Source organism: Natronobacterium haloterrestre, from assembly GCF_900112205.1.
GTDB classification, from domain to species: Archaea; Halobacteriota; Halobacteria; order Halobacteriales; family Natrialbaceae; genus Natronobacterium; species Natronobacterium haloterrestre.
The window spans coordinates 1-14,913 of record NZ_FOKW01000009.1 but is presented as its reverse complement, the minus strand read 5'-3'; the positions used below and the strand labels follow the sequence as shown (position 1 = coordinate 14,913).

General features: G+C 65.7%; 17 protein-coding genes. 11 read left to right on the top strand and 6 right to left on the bottom strand.

Going from position 1 to position 14,913, the window contains the following annotated elements:
* Positions 1-104: 104 nt before the first annotated feature.
* The 4 genes from BM113_RS16215 (at position 105) to BM113_RS16205 (ending at position 3,159) form a co-directional block, all read left to right on the top strand.
* On the top strand, positions 105-1,370 hold the full coding sequence (locus BM113_RS16215) for an HAD family hydrolase (RefSeq protein ID WP_089789100.1): 1,266 nt from the start codon (positions 105-107) through the stop codon (positions 1,368-1,370).
* A 209-nt stretch (positions 1,371-1,579) separates the two neighbouring features.
* A complete protein-coding gene (locus BM113_RS22390; protein ID WP_177209196.1) occupies positions 1,580-1,723 on the top strand; it encodes a hypothetical protein in 144 nt (47 codons plus the stop codon).
* A complete protein-coding gene (locus BM113_RS16210; protein ID WP_089789099.1) occupies positions 1,720-2,403 on the top strand; it encodes a helix-turn-helix domain-containing protein in 684 nt (227 codons plus the stop codon). The genes BM113_RS22390 and BM113_RS16210 overlap by 4 nt, the downstream gene beginning before the upstream one ends.
* Before the next feature lie 222 nt (positions 2,404-2,625).
* A complete protein-coding gene (locus BM113_RS16205) occupies positions 2,626-3,159 on the top strand; it encodes an HAD family hydrolase (protein WP_089789098.1) in 534 nt (177 codons plus the stop codon).
* A 9-nt stretch (positions 3,160-3,168) separates the two neighbouring features.
* Here the strand turns inward: BM113_RS16205 and BM113_RS16200 are convergent, their stop codons facing one another.
* Positions 3,169-3,402 carry a DUF5822 domain-containing protein gene (locus BM113_RS16200; RefSeq protein WP_089789281.1) on the bottom strand — a complete coding sequence of 78 codons (234 nt, stop codon included), beginning with the start codon at positions 3,400-3,402 and terminating at the stop codon, positions 3,169-3,171.
* 112 nt (positions 3,403-3,514) lie between these two features.
* On the opposite strand from BM113_RS16200, the gene panB reads away from it, so the two are divergent.
* Positions 3,515-4,327, top strand: a complete 813-nt coding sequence (gene panB / locus BM113_RS16195) for a 3-methyl-2-oxobutanoate hydroxymethyltransferase (protein ID WP_089789097.1) — start codon at positions 3,515-3,517, stop codon at positions 4,325-4,327.
* Here the strand turns inward: panB and BM113_RS16190 are convergent.
* Both BM113_RS16190 and BM113_RS16185 read right to left on the bottom strand, forming a co-directional pair.
* Complete coding sequence (locus BM113_RS16190) at positions 4,324-5,106, bottom strand: alpha/beta fold hydrolase (protein WP_089789096.1); 783 nt, start codon at positions 5,104-5,106, stop codon at positions 4,324-4,326. The genes panB and BM113_RS16190 overlap by 4 nt on opposite strands.
* A gap of 89 nt (positions 5,107-5,195) precedes the next feature.
* On the bottom strand, positions 5,196-5,669 hold the full coding sequence (locus BM113_RS16185) for an NYN domain-containing protein (RefSeq protein ID WP_089789095.1): 474 nt from the start codon (positions 5,667-5,669) through the stop codon (positions 5,196-5,198).
* A gap of 252 nt (positions 5,670-5,921) precedes the next feature.
* Here BM113_RS16185 and BM113_RS16180 point away from each other — a divergent pair, with 252 nt between their 5' ends.
* The 5 genes from BM113_RS16180 (at position 5,922) to BM113_RS16160 (ending at position 12,521) form a co-directional block, all read left to right on the top strand.
* The gene (locus BM113_RS16180) at positions 5,922-7,880 is read left to right on the top strand and encodes a S8 family peptidase (protein ID WP_089789094.1); all 1,959 of its coding nucleotides are present in this window, start codon (positions 5,922-5,924) and stop codon (positions 7,878-7,880) included.
* A 269-nt stretch (positions 7,881-8,149) separates the two neighbouring features.
* Positions 8,150-9,736 carry a S8 family peptidase gene (locus tag BM113_RS16175; protein ID WP_089789093.1) on the top strand — a complete coding sequence of 529 codons (1,587 nt, stop codon included), beginning with the start codon at positions 8,150-8,152 and terminating at the stop codon, positions 9,734-9,736.
* Positions 9,737-9,892: 156 nt separating this feature from the next.
* Entirely contained in the window at positions 9,893-10,990 is a 1,098-nt protein-coding gene (gene gcvT, locus BM113_RS16170; protein WP_089789092.1) for a glycine cleavage system aminomethyltransferase GcvT, read from the top strand.
* A 5-nt stretch (positions 10,991-10,995) separates the two neighbouring features.
* Complete coding sequence (gene gcvH, locus BM113_RS16165) at positions 10,996-11,379, top strand: glycine cleavage system protein GcvH (protein ID WP_089789091.1); 384 nt, start codon at positions 10,996-10,998, stop codon at positions 11,377-11,379.
* 41 nt (positions 11,380-11,420) lie between these two features.
* Positions 11,421-12,521 carry an E3 ubiquitin ligase family protein gene (locus tag BM113_RS16160; RefSeq protein WP_245758079.1) on the top strand — a complete coding sequence of 367 codons (1,101 nt, stop codon included), beginning with the start codon at positions 11,421-11,423 and terminating at the stop codon, positions 12,519-12,521.
* A 6-nt stretch (positions 12,522-12,527) separates the two neighbouring features.
* Here the strand turns inward: BM113_RS16160 and BM113_RS16155 are convergent, their stop codons facing one another.
* The 3 genes from BM113_RS16155 to BM113_RS16145 all read right to left on the bottom strand — a co-directional run bounded on the left by BM113_RS16155 (position 12,528) and on the right by BM113_RS16145 (position 14,118).
* Entirely contained in the window at positions 12,528-12,869 is a 342-nt protein-coding gene (locus tag BM113_RS16155) for a hypothetical protein (RefSeq protein ID WP_089789090.1), read from the bottom strand.
* Positions 12,870-12,960: 91 nt separating this feature from the next.
* Positions 12,961-13,671: a helix-turn-helix domain-containing protein gene (locus BM113_RS16150; RefSeq protein WP_089789089.1), complete on the bottom strand. Its 711-nt coding sequence runs from the start codon at positions 13,669-13,671 to the stop codon at positions 12,961-12,963.
* Between the two features lie 246 nt (positions 13,672-13,917).
* Entirely contained in the window at positions 13,918-14,118 is a 201-nt protein-coding gene (locus tag BM113_RS16145; protein ID WP_076738724.1) for a DUF7835 family putative zinc beta-ribbon protein, read from the bottom strand.
* A 211-nt stretch (positions 14,119-14,329) separates the two neighbouring features.
* On the opposite strand from BM113_RS16145, the gene BM113_RS16140 reads away from it, so the two are divergent.
* Positions 14,330-14,680, top strand: coding sequence for an ArsR/SmtB family transcription factor (locus tag BM113_RS16140; protein WP_007143543.1), 351 nt, complete (start codon positions 14,330-14,332; stop codon positions 14,678-14,680).
* The last annotated feature ends 233 nt before the right edge of the window (positions 14,681-14,913 follow it).

Sequence of the window (14,913 nt, the reverse complement as noted above, 5' to 3'; positions counted from 1 at the left end):
GTGTCGTCGTGCGCAAATCGCACAACGGACGGTCACCCCGACGGGAAACACGGAATCCCGCCGCCACGGAAACGATTATTCACCCGCGCTCGACTGTAGATAACATGGAACGATACGATCTCGTCTATCGCCTCTACGACGAGTACGATACCGAGACGCTGCGGGAGTACCAGGAGTTCGTCGACGTCTTCCCCGCGGTCGACTCGCGGGTCGCCCTCGAGCACTGGCAGAGCGCGACGGAGGAACTCGAGGAGCGAAAGGACGAGATCAGAAGCGATTTCGCCGCGGGCGAGACGTTCGCGGAGGTGGCCTCGTGGGCCGACCGCGACCAGGCGTTTACCGCGCTCGACCTCGAGGCGAAGTACGGCCGCGCGGTGAACGTGCTCGTACTGGACGTCGACGAGACGCTGCGTTCGGCCGGCGGGACGGACAACGAGATTCCCCGCGAGACGCTGCACGTGCTGACGGAGTTCCACGAGGCCGGTGTCCCGATCGTCATCTGTACCGGCCAGACCCTGGAGAACGTCAAGGGGTTCGCGATCCAGGGGCTGGGCAGCGAGATCGTTCACTCCGGGGAGCTGTCGATCGTCTACGAGGCGGGAACGGGGGTGTTCACCCCGGGCCACGGCGCGGAGACGAAGCAACTGCTCTACGAGGACCTGGACGAGGAGATCCGGACCGTCTTCGGCGACGTTCGTTCCCGCGTGCTCCCCGAAGCGCCCGAGAGCCTTCGACGAGGATGTCACCTCCAGGGCAACGAGTTCAACGTCACGATGAAGCCCAACTACGAGACCGGTTCCTCGCAGGCCCGGGAGGTCATCGACGAGGCGCTGGTCTATCTGATCGATCTGCTCGCCGACGCCGTCGGCTCCGCGATCGATGCGCTCGAGGACGACGATGCCGACGGGGAGACGACGTCTATCCGCGACTGGACCCGCTCCTTCTACGCCGAACAGGACCCCGAGATCCGTGCCGTCCTCGAGGGTCAGGGCGCGTACCCGGACCTCACGGAGGACCCACCTTCGGAACTCGTCTCGGTCCTCGAGCGGATCGACGTCGCCTACTACGAGGCCGATGCGGCCGAGATCGGCAGCCTGGAGCTGAACAAAGTCGTCGGCGTCGAGCGCGCGCTCGAGGTGTTAGGCGTCGACGATCCGTTCGCGCTCGTGATGGGCGACTCCAAGAGCGATCTGCGGGTGATGAAGTGGGTCGCGGAGAACGACACCGGGATCGCGGCCGCGCCGGAACACGCCTCGAGGGATACCCTCGAACACGTCCTCGAGACGGACGAACTCGTCTTCGACCGGGGGAAAAGCGTCGACGTGTTGCGGACCGTCTACGCGCTCAACAGGCTCGCGCGCCTGGAGTGAGTCGATCGGGCTCGAACGTCGCCGTCCCGACTTAAACCGCTGGAACATCAAAGCCTGCTCACCAACGGTATCCGCGCTGTCCCTTCTATCGACGCGACCCGGTCGTGATACCGTACTGCACGCGTCGGTGGATCCGAACCGGTATCTCCGTAATAGGGCCACTTTCGCGGTCGCGCTCGTGATTCGGATAGCTCCGGATCGGTACTATGATGAGACGGTTCGACCCCCGGACCCACTACGACGGTATCGTTCGCGAACCGGAGAGCGCCGCGTCCCGCGGCGAGCGTCGGTACCGCTATCGAAGTCGCGACGCCGACCGCGGTGACCGCGATCCGGAGGTGATCCCGCGGTGACTACGATCGCCGAACTCACACTCCCGACCGACGGGTTCGCGCTCGCGGAGACGTTCCGCGAACTGCCGGATCTCGAGGTTCACGTCGAGAGCGTCGTCGCCGAGGGGCCCTGCCGGACGACCCCCCTGGTCTGGTTCTCCAACGTAGAGCCCGATGCCCTCGAGCCTGCCCTCGAGCGGGATCCGTCGGTCGATCAGTTCCGGCGGCTGCTCGACGATACGGCCGACGAGGAGTGGTTCTACCGGCTCCGGTACAGCGGAGACGTCGCCTCGATCTGCCAGGCCGTCTACGGCCACGGCGGGACGGTACTCGGTGCCAGCGTCGCCGACGACCAGTGGACGCTTCGGCTGCTGTTCCCGCTGCGCGAGGAGCTATCGGACGCCGTCTCCGACATCGAGGAACAGGGGACGCGGGTCGACGTCAGGCGGATGGTCGAAGCGGGGGCCGACGAAGACCTCGAGACGACGGCCGCGCTCACCGAGCCCCAGCAAGAGGCCATCGCCGAGGCCTACCGCCAGGGCTACTACGACGTTCCCCGGGAGATTTCGCTCGAGGAACTGGCGAACGAACTCGACATCTCCCACCAGGCGCTGTCGGAGCGTCTGCGCCGGGCCAACCGGGTACTCGCCAGCGAGCAACTCGAGGATCCGACAAACGAGATGATGACCGACTCGCGCTGACGGGCGGCGTAGCGTGGCAGGTTCCGGACCGTCGATGGACACGTCGTGTCGGCGTCGCGTTCCTTTCGGGGGTGGCCATCTACGGGCCTCGTGCATCGAGCCCCCGGTCCTCGAGCTTCGAGCCTCGTGCCTCGTGCCTCGTGCCTCGAGCCCCGAGTTTCCATCTCCCACCCCGACCCCGCGACCGAAGTCACTATTCTCCCGCCGACCGTACCGTCGACCGTGACAGAATACGAGGCTATCGTGTACGATCTGGACGGCACTCTCGTGGACCTCGCGGTCGACTGGGGCCGCGTCACCGCGGACGTCAGGGCGGTCTACGAGGACGCCGGCCTCGAGCGGCCCGGCGGCGACCTCTGGGAACTTCTCGGTGCCGCGGACGATGCGGGCCTCCGCTCCGCCGTCGAATCGACCATCGCGGCCCACGAGCGCGAGGGAGCGCGGTCGGCACCGCGACTTCCCCGGGCGGACGAACTCCGCAACCTCGAGGAGTCGGTCCCCGTCGGCGTCTGCTCGCTCAACTGCGAGCGGGCGTGTCGGATCGCGCTCGAGGAACACGGGCTGCTCGAGTCGGTCGATGCGGTCGTCGGCCGCGACAGCGTCGCGACCCGGAAACCCCACCCGGAGCCGCTGCTCGAGACGGTTCGGGGGATCGGCGCGTCGCCGGACGGGACGGTGTTCGTCGGGGATTCGGAACGCGACGAGGTAACGGCCCGGCGTGCGGGGACGGCCTTCGAGTACGTCGACCGGCAGTGAGGCCGACGGTCAGTCCCGGCGTCGCTTCGCGTAGGTGAAGACCGCGATCGAGACGACGAGCCAGACGACGGCGCCGACGCGGATCGCGAACTCGGCCCGCGTCTCCCAGGACGGGAGGTCGGCGGGGATCGACAGCACGGCGACCGTCGGCGCTCCGACGAGGATAGTGAGTACGAAGGTGACCTGCATCACCCAGCCGTAGTCGACGCCGTCCGGGTCGGTCGTTTCGACGGGTTCCGGCACGTTCGACACTCTCGACCGATTCCTCATAAGCATCGCGGGTTATGCGTTCGGCTGCCGGAGGTCGGCGGGGATAGAACGATGACATTTAATCGTCGGGTTCGAATGGCAGGGTATGGCTACCGTCCGGGACATCAAGAGGAAGGCCGGAAAGGAACCGATCACGATGTTGACGGCCTACGACGCGCCGACGGCCGGGATCGTCGACGACGCCGACGTCGACGTGATCCTCGTCGGTGACAGCGTCGGCAACGCGTCGCTTGGCTACGAGACGACCGTTCCGGTCACCGTCGACGACGTCGCGCGCCACGTCGGAGCCGTCACGCGTGCGACCGAGGACGCCCTGGTCGTCGCGGACATGCCCTTCCTCTCGTTCGGCGTCGACGAGAAAGACAGCATCGAGAACGCGGGCCGGATGCTCAAAGAGGAGGGCGCGGAGGCGGTCAAACTCGAGAGCGGCCCCCACACCGTCGATCTCACCGAGAAGATGGTTCAACTGGGCATCCCGGTGATGGCCCACCTCGGCCTGACGCCCCAGCACGTCAACCAGTACGGCGGTTACCCGCGCCAGGGGACCGACGCGGAGGCGGCCGAACGTATCCTCGAACTCGCCAAAGCACACGAGGACGCGGGCGCGTTCTCGCTCGTCCTCGAGCACGTCCCGGCGAACCTCGCGGCCGAGGTGACCGACGCGATCGACATCCCGACCATCGGGATCGGGGCCGGGCCGGACTGCGACGGGCAGGTGCTCGTCGTCGACGACGCCGTCGGCCTGAGCGAGTGGTCGCCCTCGTTCGCCGAGCGGTTCGGCGCGGTCCGCGAGGAGATGGAGTCGGCCGTCGAGAAGTACGTCGCCGCCGTCGAGTCGGGCGAGTTCCCGGCCGAGGAACACAGCCACGAGGAGAGCGATCTCGAGGACCTCTACTAGCCGTCGAGAAACGCCGCGACAGCCTCGTTGAACGGCTCGGGTCGCTCGAGCATCGTCGACTGGGCGGCGTCGCCGATGCCGACCAGTTCGGCGTCGGGGATCTCGTCGGCGAGGAACTCGTGGAACCACGGGGGCGTCAACTGGTCGTACTCGCCGTAGACGACGAGCGTCGGAACGTCGATCCCCGATAGCTGGTGACGGACGTCGAACCGGTGACAGGTCCGGAAATCGCGGTTCGTTACCGCCTGACCGGAGTCGTACATTACTTTCCGGGAGCGTTCCGCGGCCGCCGACTCGGGGTCGTGAAAGAGCCGGTTTCGACCGTGGAGAAACTCGACGGCACGCTCGAAGTCGGTCTCGAGCCACTCCAGCAGGTCCTCGAGGACGCCAAGCCGCGCGCCGGTCCCGTTCAGGACGATCGCTTCGGGGGTAAAGCCCCGCTCGAGGACCAGTTGCATGACGACCGCGCCGCCCATCGAGTTTCCAATCAGCACGTCGGCGTCGGTCGCTTCCGCGACCGCGAGAACGTCGTCGACGTGTGCCGACAGCGTCGTGTAGCCGGGGCTGGCGTCGACGTCGCTCGAGTCGCCGTGACCGCTGAGATCGAGCGCGACCACCGGTCGATCTGTCGCGTCGGCGAGCGGCCGTTGTTTCTCCCAGAGCCGTCGGTCGCCGCCGCTACCGTGGACACAACAGATCGCCGAGCGATCGCGGTCGCCGTTCCCCTCCCCCAGCCGTTCGTAGGCCGTCTCCCGGCCGTGGTGCGTGACCGTCTCCATACGCGTTCAACGACAGGAGCAGGTATAAAGACTCGACCGCGTCGCAGTCGGTGTAGTTCGGTCGGACTCGAGCGATCCGACCCGTGCAGTCAGTCTCCGTCGGTCCCCATCGTCACGGCCTGGTCGGCCGCGTTCCGGAGCGCGTCGGAGCGACCGTACTCGCCGGGTGCGATCGCGATCGTCTCGACGCCGACCGCACCGGCGTGCTCGAGGACGGGCTTGAAATCCGTATCGCGGGAGGCGATCGCGAGGCGGTCGATCGTGCCGTCGCCGGAAAGCGCGGTCGCGTCGACGGCGAGTTTGACGTCGACGTCGCCGCTGGTGACGATCACCTCGAAGCCGCGGGCCTCCGCGGCCTGGATCAGTCCCGGTGTCGCGTGTTCGTCGAGGTAGAGTCGGATCACCCCGACCCGGCCGAGGTCGCCGACTGCTTCGCGGAGGTCGTCCAGGTCGACGTCGAACTCGTCACGGAAGACGTTCGGGCCGTCGACGAACAACCCGACCGTCGGCTCGCGGGAGCGGGAGTGATCGGGCGCCAGACGGGCCCGAACGCGTTCGAACATGCCCGACCGTAGTCGGGACCGCGGGATAGGTGTAGCGAAACGCCTCGAGCCGTCGACCCCGACGCCCTCGGTCGAAAACGCGCTCGAAGTTCCCCGGACCGTATACGGGTACTAAACCGAGACCTTCACTCGTTCCTGCTTTATAAGATAATAGTGTTATGAATAACAAGTTAAATACGAAAATATGTGTGGATAAATTCCCCAGAGTTGACGAAGTTTTTAATAATTTCAGGGATACCTGACTGTCGTCAGATGCCACCGGACGATTCCCCCACTTCCGACCGACGATCCGTACTCAAAGCTGCCGGCGCGCTAGGGGCGTTTCTCGGCTCGAGCGGCGTCGCGGCCGCCGACGGCGACGAAGCCGACGCGGGAGCGACCGAACTGCTCGTCGGCGTCTCGCCGGACGTCTCCGACGTCGAGAGCGCGGTCGACTCCTCGCTCGTCGACGGGCGGGTGGTTCACACCAACGAGGCGATCCACTACGCGACGATCGAACTCCCGGAGAACACGCCCGAGGAGGCGAAAGCGGCGATCGAGGACGCCCTCGCGTCCGTCGACGAGATCGAGTACGTCGAGGAGAACGCGACCATCGAGTCGTTCGCCGCGCCGAACGACCCCTACTACGGGTCCCAGCACGCGCCCCAGCAGGTCAACTGCGAGGGTGCCTGGGCCGAGACACTCGGCGATTCGGACGTGACGATCTCGATCGTCGACACGGGAACGGCTTACGACCACGAGAACCTGGCCGAAAACGTCGACGACCGGATCGGCGAGGTATTCGTCGGCGGCGGCAGCGACCCCTATCCCAGAAGCGGGAGCGAGACCCACGGGACGATGGTCTCGGGGGCCGCAGTCGGCGCGACGGACAACGGGACCGGTCACGCAGGGATCTCGAACTGTTCGATGCTGAGCGCCCGCGCGCTCGATGCCAGCGGCACCGGCTCGCTTGCGGACATCGCCGACGCCGTCCAGTGGTCGGCCGACCAGGGCGTCGACGTCATCAACCTCTCGCTGGGGAGCTCGAGCGACTGGTACACGCTCCGGAACGCCTGCCAGTACGCCTACGACCAGGGTTGTCTGCTCGTCGCGGCTGCGGGTAACTCCGGCGGGAGCGTCGCGTATCCGGCGGTGTACGACTCCGTGATCGCCGTCTCCGCGCTCGATTCCTACGATCGGCTGGCGTCGTTCTCCAACCGCGGGTCCGAGATCGAACTCGCCGCACCCGGAACGAGCATCGTCACGACGACTCTCAACGACGGCTACACGCGCGCGTCGGGGACGTCGATCGCCTCGCCGATCGTGGCCGGCGTGGCCGGCCTCGTACTGTCCGAATATCCGGACCTGGACGTCGAGACGCTCCGGGATCACCTCCGGCAGACGGCGACCGACGTCGGCCTTTCCGCCGCCGCACAGGGGTACGGTCGCGTCGACGCCGACGCCGCAGTGAACACGGTGCCGGACGGCTACGAGCCCGAGAACCCCGATGACGGTGGCGACGATGACGAAGAAGACGACACCGAGAACCCCGGGATCGACGATGTCTGGAACGACGACGAGTCGAACCACGTCGAACTCGAGGGCGGGTCGCTCGACCGGGTCGCCGAGTACCGGATCGCAGGCCGCGGAACCGCCGAGCCCGGCGAGAACGCCAACACCGACTCCGACGACCCGTACCGCGACATCGTGACGACCGACGGCGAGGAGTTCGTAGTCGAGGGGTACCTCGGCGGCTATGTCGACGACTTCCACATCACCGGGGCCGTGACCGACGTCGAGACGAACGTGAACCTGACGGCGGTCGTCAACGGCCACGCGTTCGACCTGCGCGATCTCGAGGGGGTCGGCGACTGGGAGGACGACGACGGCGAGCCCCAGTGTGGCGACGAAACCGTCACCGCAAGCGCGGAAGGATCCCTCTCCGGTCGCTGGTGGGGCGGCACCGACAGCTACACCTACTCGCTGCGAACCGCCGATCCGTGCTCGGCGACGGTCGCGCTCGACGGCCCCGACGGGGCCGACTTCGACCTCTACGTCACGCTCGATGGGCGTTCGCCCTCGCGATGGGACTACGACGAGTCGAGCGATAGCTCCGAGAGCGACGAGTCGATTACCGTCGACCTCGAGGGCGACGAGGAACTGCGGTTGCAGGTTCACGCCAACAGTGGGTCCGGCGAGTACGAGCTAACCGTCGAGGAGCGAGGCCGATAACCGACTTCCCCGTGGAGTAGCGGTCCACCCCGACTCCGGTCCGCGGTTTTCCGATCGCCACCGTTTCGGCCGCCCCTTCGGCTGAGGGTCCGAAACAACGGTGGTCGAGTTCAATTCAGTTACTAGTGGTAACAACTTTCCACAATCTCCAGTGAAAATGGCTGAAAACTACTTTCCGGTGTTACTGATATGATCCTATCAATATCGTATTAAATTTCTTGCCGTTTCACAACGTTTTAATATACATTCATCGTTCGTGACATCACACCATGACAGGTGATGACAATCCAACGTTCGATCGACGATCAGTACTGAAAGCGACCGGCGCGCTGGGCGCGTTCCTCGGGTTCAGCGGCGTTACCGGCGCGACGCCGGGTCGTAAACCGGGCCCGAAGAAAAACGAAATCCTCGTCGGCCTCGACGATTCGGTCTCCGATCTCCGGGGGACGGTCGAGACGAAAATCCCCAGCAACGCCAAGATCGTCCACGAGAACGAAACGCTCGGCTACGTCGCGGTCGAGTTCCCCGAAAAGGCCGCCGACCGGGCGAAAAAGAAATTCAAGGAGAACGTCCTCGAGGACCGCGACGTCGAGTACGCCGAAGACAACGCGACGGTCAAGGCGTTCTACACGCCGAACGATCCCCTCTACGGCGACCAGTACGCCCCCCAGCAGGTCAACTGTGAAGGCGCGTGGGACACCACACTGGGTGACTCCGACGTGACGATTTCGATCGTCGACCAGGGGATCCAGTACGACCACCCCAACCTCGAGGGGAGCATGGATGGCAGCGTCTCGAACTACGGGTACGACTTCGCCGACAACGACGGCGACCCGTACCCGGTGACCCAGGACGAGAACCACGGGACGCACGTCGGCGGGATCGCCGGGGGCGGCACGGACAACGGAACCGGCCACGCAGGTATCTCGAACTGTTCGTTGCTGAGTGCGCGCGCGCTCGACGAGAGCGGCGGCGGGTCGCTGTCGGACATCGCGGACGCGATCCAGTGGTCGGCCGACCAGGGGGCCGAGGTCATCAACATGTCCCTGGGCGGTGGCGGCTACTCGAGCACGATGGACAACGCCTGCCAGTACGCCTACGACGAGGGGGCGCTGCTGGTGGCGGCGGCCGGCAACGACTACGGGGGCAGCGTCTCGTACCCCGCGGCGTACGACACCGTCGTCGCGGTCTCCTCGCTCGACGAGAACGAGAACCTCTCGAACTTCTCGAACGTCGGACCGGAGATCGAACTCGCCGCCCCGGGTAGCAACGTCCTCTCGACGGTCAACTGGGACGACTACGACGAGTTCTCCGGGACATCGATGGCGTCACCGGTCGCGGCGGGCGTCGCGGGGCTGACCCTGTCGGCCCACACGAACCTCACGAACGAGCAACTGCGCGACCACCTGCAGAACACCGCCGTCGACGTCGGCCTCTCGTCGGACGAACAGGGGTACGGTCGCGTGGACGCGAACAACGCGGTCAACACCGATCCGGGCGACGGCGACGATGGCGACGACGGTGATGGCGGCGACGACACCGCTACGAGCACCATCACGGACTCGCTCGCCGGCTACTGGGACAGCGACTGCTGGTCCTATAGCTGGGAGTTCGACGATCCGCGCCAGATCGTCATCGACCTGCAGGGGCCGAGCGACGCGACGTTCGACCTCTACGCCAACGAGCGCGACCAGTGCCCGACGACCTCCGACTACGACCACATCTCCTACACCTGGGGAAGCGACGAGGAGATCGTCATCGAGGACCCCGATACGTCGACGGACCTCCACGTTCTGGTCGACTCCTACAGCGGCAGCGGGGAGTACACCCTGACGTTCACGGAGTACAGTAGCTAAACGCCCCACGACATCGACTGCGCTCGAGCACCCTTCTTTCTTCGACCGCGGGAGACCTCACCCACCGGAGGCGGGCAATTCCGTCCCGCAGCACGACTGTCGGAGCGATTCGGCCGACGGAAAGACATTACTATCCCCGGAATGTCAGCCTCAAGTATGCCGCTTCAGACGCCGCCGTTACGTGGGATCCACGACGAGCGCGGAGCGAAGTTCACGGAGTTTGGCGGCTGGGACATGCCGGTCGAGTTCGATTCGATCCAGACGGAACACGAGGCCGTCCGCGGTGACGCCGGCATCTTCGACGTCTCTCACATGGGTCAGATTCACGTCAGCGGCCCTGACGCGACGACCCTGATGCAGCGGCTCACGACCAACGACGTGAGTCGACTCGACGTCGGCGACTCCCAGTACGCAGCCATCACCGACGAGGACGGGATCATCATCGACGACACCGTCGTCTATCGACTCCCGGACGAGGACGGGGAGCCGACCTACCTCTTCGTTCCCAACGCGGGCACCGACGAGGAGACCCACGAACGCTGGATCAGCTACCGGAACGACCTCGACCTCGAGGCGACCGTCGACAACCGGACCGACGAGTACGCGATGTTCGCGGTCCAGGGGCCGTCGGCCCCCGATCTGGTCGAGGCGGAGACCGACGAGTCGGTCACCGATCTCTCCCGGTTCGAAGCCCAGTACGCGACGATCGACGGCATCGACTGCTGGACGGCTCGCACCGGCTACACCGGCGAGGACGGGTTCGAACTGATCGTCCCCTGGACCGAGGCCGAACACATCTGGTCGCTGTTCGACTGCCAGCCCTGCGGGCTCGGCGCCCGGGATACGCTCCGGATCGAGGCGGGCCTCCTGCTTGCCGGACAGGACTTCGATCACGAGGACGACCCGCGCAACCCCTACGAGGCCGGCATCGGCTTCACCGTCGACCTCGAGACAGAGTTCGTCGGCCGCGACGCCCTCGCGGAGGTCAAAGAAGAGGGCGTCGAGGAGAAACTCGTCGGCTTCCAGTTGATCGACCGTGGCGTCCCCCGGCACGGCTACGACGTGACGAACACCGACAGCCGCGTGATCGGCACGGTCACGAGCGGCACGATGAGCCCGACGCTGGAGCAGGCGATCGGCTTCGCGTACGTTCCAGTCGAGTACTCGGATCCCGGAACGACCCTGCAGGTCGTCGTCCGCGGCCGGTCGAAAAAGGCAAGAGTTGAAACCACACCCTTCATCGATACTGCATAAGCACAATGAGCTTCGACGTACCCGACGACAGGCGGTACCTGGAATCGCACGAGTGGGCCGAAGAAACCGACGGCGTCGTCCGTGTCGGCATCTCCGACTTCGCACAGGACGAACTCGGCGACGTGGTCTTCGTCGAACTCCCCGACGAGGGCGACGACCTCGCCCAGGAGGAGGAGTTCGGCGTCATCGAATCGATCAAGGCGGTATCGGACCTCTACGCGCCGGTCAGCGGTGAGGTCGTCTCGATCAACGAGGACCTGTTCGACGCCCCCGAACTCGTCAACGAGGACCCGTTCGGCGACGGCTGGATGCTCGAGATCGAAGCCGACGACGCGGACGAACTCGAGGCCCTGTTGTCCGCCGACGAGTACGAGGACCAGATCGCCTGATCGGGCCGTCCGGCTCCCGTTTCCGCTTGCGATCCGTTTCGATGGTCGTTGCAGTTGCGTCGACGACGTCGTCGCTCAGGCCCGCAACAGCAACGGCGGCCGCCACCGACGCGATCACCGGCCTCGATCTCGCCGTGCTGGCGCTTTTGGCACACGTCTGGCTGCTCGTCGTCGGACTGGCCGTCTGGAACGACGACGCCCAGACGGGCCTCGACTGGCTCGACCGGCGGGTCGACCTCGACCCCCGCCTCTACGCGGTCGCGATGGGGGTCGCGACCCTGCTGACGTGGCTCCCCTTCGCTCTCGGGCGATACCCCGTCGGCCCCGGGAACCCGTTCGGACGGAGTCGAACCGCGCTGGGCGTCATCGTCGCCGGCGGGCTCCTCGTCGGGACCGGCTGTTACCTCCTCGCGGGTGCGGGGACCAACGTCCGGTCGTATCTCGCCGTCCGACGGAGCCGGCCTGTCGAGGCAGACGGCGTCGAGGCCGAGTCGGGCCCGGTCCGCGTCGAGGGGGAGGTCACCCCGATCGAGGGGACTCTCGAGGCCCCGGTGAGCGGGACCGAGGCGGTCCAGTACCGACTGGACGCGACTCGAGTCGTCGAGGACGAGCGGCTGCCGATGGAATCGCCGACGGGGGACGCCGACCAGGGAACGAAGACCGGCTTCGCGGACCTCGGATCGCTGCTCGTCGACCACACCGAGCGCGTCGACGAACGCCGGGTCCCCTTCGCCGTGCGCGACGAGACCGGGCGCATCGCGGTCGATCCCGAAGGAGCGACGGTCCGCCTCGAGCGGTCGGCGTCCGTCCCCGTCCCAGCCGACGCGACCCCGCCGGAGCCGCTCGCGACCCGGCTTCTCGGGACCGATGCCGACCCCGAGGCCGACGACGCGGCCATCTACCACGAGTCGGTACTCGAGCCAGGTGACGAGGTGACGGTGGTCGGCGTTGCACGCGACGGGGCCACGATAACGGACGCCCCGTCGATGCCGGAGTTCGTCGTCGCACCGGGGCGTGACCGCGCCGTCGACCGTCACTTCCGGCGGACGATCGCCGGCTGTGCCTTCGGAGCTACGGTGACGGGTGTGATTGGACTGTGGCTCCTGTTCGGGCTGGCTGGGCACGGGTGGTGGCTGTTCTGAGACGGGTTATCGGCGGTCGGGTTCGGAGGTCGACCGCGACCTCGATTCTGTCTCGGCTTCCGCTTCCGATTCCGCTTCCGATTCCGCTCCCGATCCGGGCCCCCCGTCTCCGACACCATCGTCGCTCGTTCCCGACTCCCCTCGAGCGGAATCCGCCCCGGATTCGTCCGCCGTGGACGATCGGTTGGAATGGACCAGTACCCCTCCCGCGAAGGCCACGGCGACGGCCGCCCAGAGCAACCAGAGCTTCGAGTCGTCGATCGCATAGACTACCGCCAGCGAGCCCATGTACGCAGTGGTCAAAAGAAGCGTGCGCCGCTCGCTCGTCCGCAGTTTCGGGGGGCTCATCGCCGATCACCCGCCATCGTTGACACCATCGCCGCTCTCATCGTTGGCGATCCCGTGTCCGTCCCATGCCAGTGTTTGTCCGGGACTGCCGCTACTCGAGCGTGACCAGTCGATCCAGCACGTCCTCGAGCGGCGCGTCGGTCACGGCAAGCGCGTAGCCGTCGATGCGCGCCAGGTCGACCGCGTGGTCCCACAGGTCGTCCTCGTCGATCCCGTGTAACACCACCGCGTTCGGGGTCGGATTGACGACTCGCAGGGCGACCAGCGGCGACTCCCCGCGGGTCACGCCCGTGAAGACGAGCACACGGTTCGTACTCTGTCCGTAGAGGCGGAAGAACTCCTCGCTGGAAAGTCGCGTGATCGCCTCGATGCTGTCGATGACGGTGTGACCGCTGACACGATCCGTGTTACCGGCCGTGACCTCCGTCGCCCCGATGTCCTCGTACAGCGACTCGAGGGGGATCGACGTCGCGTACTCCCGCAGGTCGTGAACGACGTCGCTGTCGAACCCCGCGGAAAGGACCCGCCCGTACTGTCGGATGCGGTCCCCGCCGCGGCGCTCGTCGATGGCGAGTAGTCCCTCGACGAGGCGACCGACGACGCCGATCCCCGGGCTCTCGCGCCGGCCGCTCTCGTAGTCGGAGATGACCGACGAGGAGACGTCCAGTTCCCCGGCCAGGTCCGTCTGGGAAACGTCGAAGTCGGTTCGCCACTTTCGCAAAGTCGCGCCGGGGTCGTCGCTCAGCGTGATCTCCCCGGCGATCTTCTCCGCGAGTTCTCGTTTCGGCCCGCGTCCGCCCATAGTCGTGTCGGTTGCGCGGTCGACTCAAGTAGCTACCGGAGACGCTTCGAGAACTCGGATCGAAAACACGCACGGACGGTCTCGGTATCGCTCCCGTCGTCCCGCCACTTCCCGCCCGGTCGTCGCCTCGCCGCGACCCTCTGATACGGATCCCTGTCCCGATGGACCGGCGCAACCCCCGCCCTGGTCGCGGTTGCGCCGGAACTGACGGACAGTAAACCGTCCGAGTGGATGGGGGTATACCGATCAGGCGTTGTTCATTCGCTGACTCTCCCTGTTGCCACACCGCTGGCACTCCCGGACGCGGTATGGTTCGCGAGAGTACTGTGCGTTGTCGCCGCTGCCACCTTCGGTTACGAGCTGGACCGAGACCTCGTGCAACGTGTCTGTGCCACACACTTCACACGGTTCGGTCATCCCATTTGATACGCCATCAGTCGTTGCCATATCTCGATATCACACCCTTGCATGATATATCGTGGTCAGCAGCTTCGGGACAGGAAAAGCGGTATATATAGGCTTTCTCACGAGCTGAAAACACCCGACTTGATTCTTCTCCGATAGTGTCATAGTATAAATACTATTACGGACTGACTGACATGTAAACGCCCTGGACGACTCGGAAAGTTTTTGCTGTGAATGTTTCTAATAACGAGACATGGATGATGAGTCCTCCATCGAAGAAATACTCGATACGATCGGGGACGAACACGCACGCACCGTTCTCGCGTCGATTAGCCGAGAACCCGGCTCGGCAAAAGAACTCGCGGAGCGGCTCGATCTCTCCCAGCCGACGATCTACCGTCGTCTCGACCTGCTCGAGGAGAACGACCTGATCAAGGATCGAACTCTCGTGGCCGACGACGGGAACCACTACAAGGAGTACACCTGTAACTTCAACAGCACGGTCATCTCCCTCGAAGACGACGAGTACGACGTCCGCATCTTCCGCGAGGAGAACCTGCCGGATCGGTTCAGCCGACTCTGGGACGACCTGGGCGTGCAATAACGATGGCGGGAAACGATTCCGCGTTCTCCCGACGGGTCCGCCGGGCCGGTGAGCGCCGATGGAGGTAGTCGCCGAAGCGCTCCTGATGATGATGCAGATGACGGTGTTCGCCCTGGCGCTCGGGCTGACCCTCATCAGCATCCGTCTTTAGCTAAGCCAAGAATCGCATGACTGCGGCGGCTTATCGGTGGTACTTTTCGGAAGGAATGAGGAGGCGACAGCTGTGTACACCG